General features: G+C 67.8%; 11 protein-coding genes. 6 read left to right on the top strand and 5 right to left on the bottom strand.

All coding sequences use genetic code 11. From position 1 onward, the window contains the following. The gene (locus tag ORI27_RS28135) at positions 1-1,776 is read right to left on the bottom strand and encodes an ABC-F family ATP-binding cassette domain-containing protein (RefSeq protein WP_266000412.1); all 1,776 of its coding nucleotides are present in this window, start codon (positions 1,774-1,776) and stop codon (positions 1-3) included. Between the two features lie 93 nt (positions 1,777-1,869). Between ORI27_RS28135 and ORI27_RS28140 the strand changes: the two genes are divergently transcribed. From ORI27_RS28140 to ORI27_RS28155, 4 genes are all read left to right on the top strand, one after another. Next, on the top strand, positions 1,870-4,872 hold the full coding sequence (locus ORI27_RS28140; RefSeq protein WP_266000413.1) for an acyl-CoA synthetase: 3,003 nt from the start codon (positions 1,870-1,872) through the stop codon (positions 4,870-4,872). Positions 4,873-4,960: 88 nt separating this feature from the next. Further along, positions 4,961-5,503 carry a hypothetical protein gene (locus ORI27_RS28145; protein ID WP_266000414.1) on the top strand — a complete coding sequence of 181 codons (543 nt, stop codon included), beginning with the start codon at positions 4,961-4,963 and terminating at the stop codon, positions 5,501-5,503. Between the two features lie 7 nt (positions 5,504-5,510). Then, positions 5,511-5,711, top strand: a complete 201-nt coding sequence (locus ORI27_RS28150; protein ID WP_266000415.1) for a Trm112 family protein — start codon at positions 5,511-5,513, stop codon at positions 5,709-5,711. Positions 5,712-5,744: 33 nt separating this feature from the next. Beyond that, positions 5,745-6,557, top strand: coding sequence for a lysophospholipid acyltransferase family protein (locus ORI27_RS28155; protein ID WP_266000416.1), 813 nt, complete (start codon positions 5,745-5,747; stop codon positions 6,555-6,557). 3 nt (positions 6,558-6,560) lie between these two features. Here the strand turns inward: ORI27_RS28155 and ORI27_RS28160 are convergent, their stop codons facing one another. From ORI27_RS28160 to ORI27_RS28170, 3 genes are read right to left on the bottom strand one after another with little or no spacing between them, the layout of a single operon-like run. Then, positions 6,561-7,184 carry a TetR/AcrR family transcriptional regulator gene (locus ORI27_RS28160; protein ID WP_266000417.1) on the bottom strand — a complete coding sequence of 208 codons (624 nt, stop codon included), beginning with the start codon at positions 7,182-7,184 and terminating at the stop codon, positions 6,561-6,563. Then, positions 7,181-7,999, bottom strand: a complete 819-nt coding sequence (locus ORI27_RS28165) for an ABC transporter permease (protein ID WP_266000418.1) — start codon at positions 7,997-7,999, stop codon at positions 7,181-7,183. The genes ORI27_RS28160 and ORI27_RS28165 overlap by 4 nt, the downstream gene beginning before the upstream one ends. Next, entirely contained in the window at positions 7,933-8,697 is a 765-nt protein-coding gene (locus tag ORI27_RS28170) for an ABC transporter ATP-binding protein (protein ID WP_266000419.1), read from the bottom strand. Before ORI27_RS28170 ends, ORI27_RS28165 begins: the two co-directional genes overlap by 67 nt. Before the next feature lie 29 nt (positions 8,698-8,726). On the opposite strand from ORI27_RS28170, the gene ORI27_RS28175 reads away from it, so the two are divergent. After that, positions 8,727-9,368: a DNA-3-methyladenine glycosylase gene (locus ORI27_RS28175; RefSeq protein WP_266000420.1), complete on the top strand. Its 642-nt coding sequence runs from the start codon at positions 8,727-8,729 to the stop codon at positions 9,366-9,368. A 27-nt stretch (positions 9,369-9,395) separates the two neighbouring features. After that, positions 9,396-10,667 carry a tyrosine--tRNA ligase gene (gene tyrS / locus ORI27_RS28180; protein WP_266000421.1) on the top strand — a complete coding sequence of 424 codons (1,272 nt, stop codon included), beginning with the start codon at positions 9,396-9,398 and terminating at the stop codon, positions 10,665-10,667. Positions 10,668-10,719: 52 nt separating this feature from the next. On the opposite strand, the gene ORI27_RS28185 is transcribed toward tyrS, so the two are convergent. Next, the coding region (locus tag ORI27_RS28185) for a hypothetical protein (RefSeq protein ID WP_266000422.1) at positions 10,720-10,993 on the bottom strand (274 nt) is incomplete at its 5' end.

The following is a 10,993-nucleotide window of genomic DNA, read 5'->3' on the forward strand; positions in this document are numbered from 1 at the left end:
TCAGTCCACCAATTCGGAAAGCTCCAGCCAGCGGTTCTCCTTCTCGGCGACCTCGGCCTCCAACTCGCGCAACTCCTGGGTCAGCCGGCCCAGCCCGATGTGATCGGACTGGTCGTGCTCGGCCAGCTCGACATGCTTGGCGTTCACCCGGTCCGACAACTTGGTCAGCGCCCGATCCAACGCCGCGATTTCCTTTTCCACACCGCGTAATTCGGCGCCCGATAGTGCCTGCGGCGCTGTTTCGCGGGCCGGCGCCGAATCGCGACCAGCATCGCGGCGGGCCGCGATGCGCAGATACTCGTCGATACCGCCCGGCAGATGACGCAGGTGACCATCGAGGATCGCGTACTGCTGGTCGGTGACCCGCTCCAGCAGATAGCGGTCGTGGGACACCACGATCAGCGTGCCCGGCCATGAATCGAGCAAATCTTCGGTGGCCGACAGCATGTCGATGTCAACGTCGTTGGTCGGCTCGTCGAGCACCAGTACGTTGGGTTCGGTGAGCAGGGTCAGCATCAGCTGCAGCCGCCGGCGCTGCCCGCCGGACAGTTCGCCGACGCGCGAGGACAGTTGCTCACGACGAAAACCCAAGCGTTCCAACAACTGTGTGGGGGTGATGTCCTTCCCGTCCACCTGGTAATCCGTCTTGAGGCGGCCGACGACCTCGCGGACCATGTCGCCGGCGATGTCGGTGAGCTGGCTGGACTGCTGGTCGAGCATCGCCAGCCGGACCGTCTTTCCGCGTTTGACCCGGCCCGAATCGGGGGACAGCGTCCCCGCGATCAGGCCGAGCAGCGTGGACTTGCCCGCGCCGTTGGCGCCGACGATGCCGGTGCGCTCCCCGGGGCCGATGCGCCATTCCACGTCGCGCAGAACGGGTTTGGAGTCATAGGAGACCGATACGTCGAGTAGGTCGATGACGTCCTTGCCTAGCCGGGCGGTGGCCAGCTTGGCCAGCTCGACGCCGTTGCGGATCGGCGGCACGTCCTCGATCAGCTGATTGGCGGCGTCGATCCGGAACTTCGGCTTCGAGGTTCGGGCCGGCGCCCCGCGCCGTAGCCACGCCAGTTCTTTGCGCATCAGGTTCTGCCGTTTGGCCTCGGCGGCCGCGGCGATCCGATCGCGCTCGACCCGCTGCAGCACGTAGGCGGCGTACCCGCCGTCGAACGGCTCGACGACCCCGTCGTGGACCTCCCACGTGGTCGATGCAACCTCATCGAGGAACCACCGGTCGTGGGTGACCAGCAGCAGCCCGCCGGTGTTGCGTGCCCAGCGCGCTTTGAGGTGCTCGGCCAGCCAGGTGATGCCCTCGATATCGAGGTGGTTCGTCGGCTCGTCGAGGGCGATCACATCCCAGTCGCCGATCAGCAGCGCGGCCAACTGGACGCGGCGGCGCTGGCCACCGGACAGCTTCGCCACCGCGATCTGCCAGTCGATATCGGCGACCAGGCCGGCGACGACGTCACGGATGCGGGCGTTGCCCGCCCATTCGTGCTCAGGCAGATCGCCGACGAGGACCTCGCCGACGGTGGCGTCGGCGGCCATGGCGTCGGACTGGTCCAGCGCCGTCACCCGCAGCCCGCCACGCCGGGTGACCCGCCCGGCATCGGGGGCGATCCGCCCGGTGAGCATGCCGAGCAGGCTGGATTTGCCGTCGCCGTTGCGGCCGACGATGCCGATGCGGGCGCCGTCGTTCACGCCGACGGTGACGGAGTCGAAGACCACCTGAGTCGGATATTCGAGATGGAGCGCCTCGGCGCCGAGCAGGTGTGCCACTGGTATGACCCTATCGGTCAGGTCCCAAAGCGGCAGGCAGCGGATCGGCCTTATGCCATGATGTGCAGGCTGTCGGGGCCTCATGCTGCAGCGATGTTGGACAGGGGAACAGCGGTGGATCTGAACTTGTCGGCGGTCACCAGGCCAGTGGAACGCCTGATGGCGACGGCGCAGAACGGTTTCGAGGTGCTGCGCTGGGGTGGGCTGGAAACCGGCGCGGTGCCGTCACCCTTCCAGATCGTCGAGAGCAAACCGATGTACAAGCTCCGGCGCTACTTCCCGCCGGACAGCCGGCCCGGCCAGCCGCCGGCGGGGCCGCCGGTGCTGATGGTCCATCCGATGATGATGTCGGCGAACATGTGGGACGTCACCCGCGAAGACGGCGCCGTCGGCATCCTGCACGCGGCGGGAATCGACCCGTGGGTGATCGACTTCGGCTCACCCGACGAGGTCGAGGGCGGCATGCAACGCACCCTGACCGACCACATCGTGGCGCTCAACGAGGCCATCGACGCCGTCAAGGAGACCACCGGTCAGAGCGTGCACCTGGCGGGCTACTCACAGGGCGGCATGTTCTGCTATCAGACCGCCGCCTACCGGCGCACCCAGGACATCGCCAGCATTGTGGCGTTCGGATCGCCGGTGGACACCCTGGCGGCGCTGCCGATGGGCATCCCGCCCAACCTGGGCGCGGTCGCCGCCGACTTCATGGCCGACCACGTGTTCAACCGCATCGACATTCCGGGGTGGCTGGCCCGCACCGGTTTCCAGATGCTGGATCCGCTCAAGACCGCCAAGGCGCGGCTCGACTTTCTGCGCCAGCTCCACGACCGCGACGCGCTGCTGCCCCGCGAACAGCAGCGACGCTTCCTCGACTCGGAGGGCTGGATCGCCTGGTCCGGCCCGGCGGTGTCCGAGCTGCTCAAGCAGTTCATCGCGCACAACCGGATGATGTCGGGCGGTTTCGCCATCAACGGCCAGTTGGTGACGCTGTCCGATATCACCTGCCCGGTGCTGGCGTTCGTCGGCGAGGTCGACGATATCGGCCAGCCGGCGTCGGTCCGCGGCATCAAACGCGCCGCCCCCGGCGCCGAGGTCTACGAGGTGATGATCCGGGCCGGTCACTTCGGCCTGGTCGTGGGGTCCAAGGCCGCCACCGCGACCTGGCCTACTGTCGCTGACTGGGTGCGCTGGCTGGCCGGCCTGGATTCCCGGCCGGTCAACATCGCGCCGATGCAGGACAGCACCGCCGAGCCCGACGACAGCGGGGTCGCGCTGTCGGCACGTCTCGTGCACAGCGTGGCCGAAGCATCCGAACTGGTGCTGTCGCTGGCCCGCGGTGCGGCCGACGCGGTGGTCAACACCAACAAGTCGATGCGGACACTGGCTGTCGAGACCGCCCGCACGCTGCCGCGGCTGACCCGGCTGGGCCAGATCAACGACCACACCCGGATCTCGCTGGGCCGGATCATCGACGAACAAGCCGACGGCGCCCCCAACGGCGAGTTCCTGCTGTTCGACGGTCGGGTGCACACCTACGAAGCGGTCAACCGCCGAATCAACAACGTGGTCCGGGGACTGATCGCGGTCGGCGTGCGCCAGGGGGTGCGGGTCGGTGTGCTGATGGACACCCGGCCCTCGGCGTTGGTGGCCATCGCGGCGCTGTCCCGGCTGGGTGCGGTGGCGGTGCTGATGCCGCCCGACGCCGACCTTGCCGAGGCCGTCCGGTTGGGCGGGGTCACCGAGGTGATCACCGACCCCGGCAATCTGGAGGCGGCCCACAAGCTGCCGATCCAGGCGCTGGTTCTCGGCGGCGGCGAGAGCCGCGATCTGAACCTGGCCGACGACAGCAACGTCATCGACATGGAGAAGATCGACCCGGACGTCGTGGCACTGCCGGGGTGGTATCGGCCCAACCCCGGATTCGCCCGTGACTTGGCCTTCGTCGCGTTCAATTCGGTCGGCGGCGATCTGGTGCCCAAGCAGATCACCAACCACCGGTGGGCCTTGTCGGCCTTCGGCACCGCCTCGGCCGCAGCCCTGGGCCACGGTGACACCGTCTACTGCCTGACGCCGCTGCATCACCAGTCCGGACTGCTGGTCAGCGTCGGTGGGGCCGTCGTCGGTGGCACCCGGATCGCGCTCTCGCGCGGCCTACACCCGGACCGTTTCCTCGCCGAAATCCGTCAGTACGGCGTCACCGTGGTGTCCTACACCTGGACGATGCTGCGCGCGGTGCTGGACGACACCGACGAGTCCGGTCTGTTCCTGCGCGGCAATCACCCGGTGCGGCTGTTCATCGGCTCGGGCATGCCGGCCGGATTGTGGGAGCGCACCATCGACGCGTTCGCACCGGCCAATATCGTCGAATTCTTCGCCACCACCGACGGTCAGGCGGTCCTGGCCAACGTCGCCGGTGTGAAGGTCGGTAGCAAGGGCCGCCCGCTGCCGGGGGGTGGCCAGGTGGAACTGGCCGCCTACGACGCCGTGGACGACCTGATCCTGGAAGACGACCGCGGGTTCGTCGCCGTGGCCGAACCCAACGAGGTCGGCGTGCTGCTGGCCCGGCCGTGGGGCCCCATCGATCCGACCGCGTCGGTCAAGCGCGGTGTCTTCGCCCCCGGCGACACCTGGATTTCCACCGACTACGTGTTCCGCCGCGACGACGACGGCGACTTCTGGCTGCTGGGCAACCGCTCCACGCTCATCCGGACCGCGCGCGGAGTGGTGTTCCCCGAGCCGGTCACCGACGCGGTCAGCCGGATCACCGCCGTCGACCTCGCCGCGACGTACGGCGTCGAGGTGCCCGACGGCAGGATCGCCGTCACCGCCATCACGCTGCGGCCCGGCATGTCGGTCACCACCGCGGATCTCACCGATGCGTTCGCGTCGATGCCGGTCGGCCCGCCACCCGACGTCGTTCACGTGGTACCGGATTTCCCGCTCAGCGCGACCTACCGGCCGACGGTATCGGCGCTACGGGCCGCCGGCGTGCCCAGGGCGTCGCGTAACGCCTGGCACCTGGAGCCCGATACGGGGAAGTACAAGCGCTTCACGTCCGCGGCACGCGCTCGGCTATGCGGCACCGACAACTGATCGGTACCCGGGACCGAGAATCTGCCCAGGTCGTGCGCCGCTGTTAGGCTCGCCGTTAGTCGCAGGTGCCCACGCGTCGGAGGAATGCATGACAACCCAGACCGTTTCACGCCACTGGCGCCGCGCCGCGCGCGGCACGGCGATCGCTGCGATGGCCGCCGGGCTGCTGGTCGGCGTCGGCACCTCTGCGGCCCTGGCCGCGCCCAGCACCACGCCCGCGACGCCGTCGGCCACCGCGGATTCTGACTCCGGCACCCCGCAGTTCCAGAGTGCCGACCAGGTGTTGATGTACATCAACCAGGAGTACGAGCAGGGTGCCAGCGGCGGCCAGCTGTCGAACCTGATCAAGCAGGTGATGAAGCTGCGCGCCCAGGGCATCAAGCCGTCGCGGACCAACATCGCCGAGATCCAGGACGCGCTCGACCATCGCCCGAACCAGAAGCCGCTGATCCAGGCGCTCCAGGACACCCTGGGTTACCAGCAGAAGATCTACGCCCAGATGGCTCTCCTGCAGCAGGCGCAGCAGGCACAGCAGAACAATGCGGTGATGGGGGCCGGCCAGATGCCCAGCGATGGGAACCCGGCCATCGGTGGCAGTGCGCCGGTCATGCCGGCGCCGGCGAGCCCGTAGCGGCGCTGTGCTCGACGAAAAGCTGCTCAAGATCCTGGTGTGCCCCCTCGACCGCGGCCCGCTGGTGCTCGTCGACGAACTCCTGTACAACCCCCGCCTGCACAAGGCATACCGCATCGAGGACGACATTCCGGTGCTGTTGGTCGACGAGGCGGTCGACGTCGGTCCCGAGGAACATGACCGGCTGATGGCTCGGTCGAACTCGTAACGGGCGCAGCCGGTTTGGCGTAGCGTCGCCACCATGGTCGACAACGTTGTCGCCGAACAGGTTCCCGATGAGCTCGCCAAGTGGGATCCGGAGTTCACCCGGCGGATAACGCAGGCGGCTTGGCCGCTGGTGCGGAGGTATTTTCGCGCTGAGGTGCGCGGTCTCGACCGGTTCCCTCGATCGGGGGCAGCCCTGTTGGTGGGCAATCACTCCGGCGGGATGCTCACGCCCGATGTGCCGGTCTTCGGTCCGGCGTTCTACGCCGAGTTCGGCTATGACCGTCCGCTGTACACCCTGGCGCATTACGGAATCTTCATCGCACCGTGGGGGCCGCTGCTGCCGCGACTGGGTGTCGTGCACGCCAGCCCCGAAGCCGCGGCCGCGGGGTTGCGGGCCGGCGCCGTGGTGCTGGTATTTCCGGGCGGGGACTACGACGCCTTTCGGCCGACGCATCGCCAGAACGTGATCGACTTCGAGGGGCGCACCGGGTATGCCAGAACGGCCATCGAAGCCGGGGTGCCGATCGTGCCGATGGTGTCCATCGGTGCCCAGGAGACCCAGTTCTTTCTGGCCCGGGGGACCGAGCTGGCGTATCGGCTCGGACTGCACCGCATTCGGATGGACATCCTGCCGGTCAGCGTCGGTCTCCCGTTCGGTTTGACCGCCACCTTCCCGCCGAATTTCCCGCTGCCGTCCAAGATCGTCATGGAGGTTCTCGAACCGGTCGACCCCGCCGCGTTCGGCACGACCCCGGACGTCGACGAGGTCGACGACCACGTCCGGCGGGTCATGCAGCGAGCGCTGGACCGGCTGGCCCGCCAGCGGCGTTTCCCGGTGCTGGGGTGAGGGTCAGGGCAGGTCGGGCAGTTCTCCGGTGAGATAGCGCTGCAGGTTGGGTGCAATGGTCGCGGCGATCGTGGCCGACGGGAGCGAGGCGAACGGTTCCAGCCCGATGATGTAGCGCGCCATCACCACGCCCAGCAGTTGCGAGGCCACGAACTGAACCCGCAGTCGTCCGGTTCCCGGCGGATCGTCGACGCGCGGGGCGACCTCGGCGGTCACCACTTCCTGCAGGAACGATCGGGCCAGGCTGATGTCGGAACCGGCTAACAGCGATCGCAGGGTGGCGATCAGGCCGGCGCCCATCTCCGAATCCCACAGTGGCAGCAGCAGCGAGGGCAACGCGAACCCCAGCTCGTCGACCGGGATCTCGCGCAGCGGGCCGATCACGCTCATCGGGTCGACCGGGATGTTGATCGCGGCGGCGAACAGCTGCTGTTTGGTCCCGAAGTAGTGGTGTACCAGGGCCGAGTCGACGCCGGCGGCCGCCGCGATGGCCCGGATGGACGTCTTGTCGAATCCGTTGCGGGCAAACAACTCTCGTGCGCTGGCCAGGATCCGGTCCTGGCTGTCGGAGGTTCCCGGCGGCCGGCCGGGACGCTTGCGTGTGCTGGGCGCGGTGGTGTCGGTCATGGAGTGCGCCGCCGCAGGGTCGCCGCCGCCAACGCCAGCGCCGCGAGGGCGAAACCGAGCACCACGGCCATGTCACGGATGGCGATGTCGGTCAGCTCGGTGTGCGCCTCCACCTGTTGCAGTGCTTCGAGTGCGTAACTGGCGGGCATCGCGTTGCTGATCCACTCCAGCCAGCCGGGCATCTGCGCGCGGGGCACGATGATCCCGCACAACAACAACTGCGGCACGATGAACACCGGCATGAACTGCACCGCCTGAAACTCGGTCCGGGCAAAGGCGCTGGCCAGCAGCCCCAGGCCCACCCCGAGCACGGCGTTGACGATCGCGATGACGAACACCCAGACCGGGCTGCCCGCGGTCTCGAATCCGAGCAGCCAGAACGATACGACGCACGCCAGGCTGGCCTGCAGGGCGGCGGCCAGCGAGAACGCCGACCCATAGGCGACCAGCAGGTCCAGCCGGCGCAGCGGGGTGGTCAGGATGCGTTCGAGGGTTCCCGAAGCGCGCTCGCGTTGCATGGTGATCGAGGTGATCAGGAACATCACGAACAGCGGGAACAGGCCGAGCAAGATCAGGCACGCGGTGTTGAACGGCGAGGGATGACCCGGCCGCACCGGTACGTCGGAGAACATGAAGTACATCAGTGAGATGACCAGAACCGGCACCAACAGGATCATCGCGACGCTGCGGTGGTCGGCGGCCAACTGGCGCAGAATGCGGGTGCTGGTAGCCGCGTAGGGCTGCAGACTCAGCCGGCTGCGGGCGCGGTGGTGTGTCGAATGACGGACAGGAACGCGTCCTCCAGTGACGTGCATCCGGTTTCCTCTCGCAGTTTCGTCGGTGTGCAGTGGGCAAGCAGGCGACCGTCGCGCATCAACAGCAGGTCTTCGCAGTTCTCGGCCTCGTCCATGACGTGGCTGGACACCAAGAGCGTCGATCCCCTGCGGGCCAGGTAGCGAAACCGCTCCCAGAGGTCGACCCGCAGGACGGGATCGAGGCCGACGGTGGGCTCGTCGAGCACCAATAGGTCGGGACTGGTGACCAGGGCGCACGCCAGTGAGACACGGGTGCGTTGCCCGCCGGACAGGTTCGCGCAGTAGGCGGTGCGGTGATCACCCAGGCCGACCGCGTCGATCGCTTCCTCGGCGGCCAGCTCTTCGGCTCCGTAGAGGGCGGCGAAGTAGCGGACGTTGTCGATGACCCGCAGGTCGTCGTACATCGCGGGGAACTGGGGCATGTAGCCGACACGCCTGCGCAGTGCGGCCGACCCCGCCGGTTCGCCGAGCACCGTCACCGACCCGCCGGCGACGATCTGGGTACCGACGATGCAGCGCATCAGCGTGGTCTTGCCGCAGCCGGATGGGCCCAGCACCCCGGTGATACTGCCGCGGGCGATACGGACCGACAGGTCGGTCACTGCGGGCCGTTTGCCGCGGATGACACGCAAGTGCTCGATGTCGACTGCGGGTTCCGCACCGTTCGCAGTGAATTCATCACTCGATGAAGTCATCATGCGGTGAATATTTGTCCCCGGATGCCGGCATGTCAACAGGTCGGGCAGAATTTCTTCCGGTGAGCGTCGATCTGCTGGACACCGATCCGATATCGGCGGCCCGCCTCCTGCTCGGCGCGGTGATCACCTGTCGGGGAGTGAGCGCCCGGGTCGTCGAGGTCGAGGCCTACGGTGGCCCGCCGAGCGGACCCTGGCCGGATGCGGCGGCGCACTCGTTTCGGGGACCGGGCGTCCGCAATGCGGTGATGTTCGGCCCGCCCGGCCGGCTCTACACGTACCGAAGCCACGGCATCCATGTCTGCGCCAACGTGGTGTGCGGTTCGGACGGCACGGCCGCGGCGGTGCTGCTGCGGGCGGCCGCGATCGAGTCGGGGCTGGCGGTGGCCCAGGCGCGTCGGGGCCCGCTGGTGCGTCCGACCGCGCTGGCCCGCGGCCCCGGCAACCTGTGCTCGGCGCTGGGCATCGTGATGGAGGACAACGGCATGGATGTCTTTGGCCCGGATTCCCCGGTGACGCTGCAGCTGGGCGAGGGCGGTCCGGAAAGCAGCGGACCGCGGGTCGGGGTGTCGCAGGCGGCCGATCGGCCGTGGCGAATGTGGCTCTCCGGACGCCCGGAAGTATCGGCCTACCGTCGCAGTCCCCGCGCGCCGATCCCGGGCGCCAGCGACTGAGTGAAACCCATGCGGGAAGATCAACGCATGGGCACGACGATTCTCGACGAGCTTGGCTGGCGCGAACTGATCGCCCAGTCCACCGACATCGACGCGCTCGCCGGGGCGGCCGCGCAGCCACCGATGACCGTCTACTGCGGGTTCGACCCCACCGCGCCGAGTCTGCATGCGGGAAATCTGGTGCCGCTGCTCACACTTCGGCGTTTCCAGCGGGCCGGTCACCGGCCGATCGTGTTGGCCGGCGGTGCCACGGGCATGATCGGTGATCCCCGTGACACTGGCGAGCGCACCTTGAACACCACTGACACCGTCGCGCAGTGGGCCGAGCGCATCCGCGGTCAGCTGGAACGGTTCGTCGACTTCGACGATTCGGCCAGCGGTGCGATTGTCGAGAACAACCTCAGCTGGACATCGCAGCTGAGCGCCATCGACTTCCTGCGCGACGTCGGCAAGCACTTCTCGGTCAACGTCATGCTGGACCGCGACACGATCCGGCGCCGGCTCGACGGGGAGGGCATCTCCTACACCGAGTTCAGCTACATGCTGTTGCAGGCCAACGACTATGTGGAGCTGCACCGCCGGTACGGCTGCGCGCTGCAGATCGGCGGTTCCGATCAGTGGGGCAACATCATCGCCGGTGTGCGGCTGGTCCGACAGATGGCGGGCGCCGGCGTGCACGCGCTGACGGTGCCGCTGGTCACCGCGGCGGACGGTACGAAGTTCGGCAAGTCCACGGGCGGGGGAAGTCTGTGGCTGGACCCCGAGATGACCAGCCCGTATGCCTGGTACCAGTACTTCGTCAACACTGCCGACGCCGATGTGATCCGGTACCTGCGCTGGTTCACCTTCCTGGCCGCCGACGAGCTCGGCGAGTTGGAAGTGGCGACCGCCGAGCGGCCGCACGAACGCGCCGCTCAGCGTCGGCTGGCCCAGGAGCTGACCACCCTGGTGCATGGTGAGGCGGCCACCGAAGCGGTCGAGCATGCCTCGCAGGCGCTGTTCGGCCGCGGTGAACTCGCCCGCCTGGACGAATCGACCCTGGCCGCAGCGCTGCGGGAGACGTCGGTGGCCACACTAGAGCCGGGCGCACCGGACGGAATCGTTGACCTCCTGGTGGCCACCGGTCTGTCGGCGAGCAAGAAGGAAGCCAAACGCACCATCGCCGAGGGCGGGGTATCGGTGAACAACGAGAAGATCGCCAGCGACGACTGGGTGGCACAACCGTCCCACTTTCTGCACGGCAGCTGGTTGGTGCTGCGCCGAGGGAAGCGGAATATCGCTGGGGTGCAGCGGGTTTGAGCCCGCAGTGCGGGTTTCGAAACGCCGATCTAGCAGGCGATTTGACTCCCAGTTAGCACTCACGTAACTTAATCCACGTCGCCGCGACGCGGGTCAGCCCGAAGAGCGCGACGGCATCCTCGAGGAATACTCCCGGATTCCGGGTTGTTCCGACTGTCCGCACACCGCACGCGGCGAAAGCCGCGGGTTTGTTGCGCGGCCGGTGAAGGTGCCGAGGTGTGTTGTTTGAGAACTCAATAGTGTGTTTGGTGGTTTTTGTTTGTTGTTGTTTTTTGCCATGCTCTGATACCCCCGTGTTGGGGTGTGGTTTTTTGATGCCAGTTTTT

The sequence above is a fragment of the Mycobacterium pinniadriaticum genome (assembly GCF_026242045.1).
In the GTDB taxonomy this organism is placed as follows: domain Bacteria; phylum Actinomycetota; class Actinomycetes; order Mycobacteriales; family Mycobacteriaceae; genus Mycobacterium; species Mycobacterium pinniadriaticum.

Bases quoted from the DNA above. Each gene is read 5' to 3' on its own strand.
- ORI27_RS28155 (WP_266000416.1), top strand. From the start codon at position 5,745: ATGGTCGACAACGTTGTCGCCGAACAGGTTCCCGATGAGCTCGCCAAG.
- ORI27_RS28160 (WP_266000417.1), bottom strand. From the start codon at position 7,184: ATGACCGACACCACCGCGCCCAGCACACGCAAGCGTCCCGGCCGGCCG.
- tyrS (WP_266000421.1), top strand. From the start codon at position 9,396: ATGGGCACGACGATTCTCGACGAGCTTGGCTGGCGCGAACTGATCGCC.
- ORI27_RS28145 (WP_266000414.1), top strand. From the start codon at position 4,961: ATGACAACCCAGACCGTTTCACGCCACTGGCGCCGCGCCGCGCGCGGC.
- ORI27_RS28165 (WP_266000418.1), bottom strand. From the start codon at position 7,999: ATGCACGTCACTGGAGGACGCGTTCCTGTCCGTCATTCGACACACCAC.
- ORI27_RS28175 (WP_266000420.1), top strand. From the start codon at position 8,727: ATGTCAACAGGTCGGGCAGAATTTCTTCCGGTGAGCGTCGATCTGCTG.
- ORI27_RS28140 (WP_266000413.1), top strand. From the start codon at position 1,870: ATGTTGGACAGGGGAACAGCGGTGGATCTGAACTTGTCGGCGGTCACC.
- ORI27_RS28170 (WP_266000419.1), bottom strand. From the start codon at position 8,697: ATGATGACTTCATCGAGTGATGAATTCACTGCGAACGGTGCGGAACCC.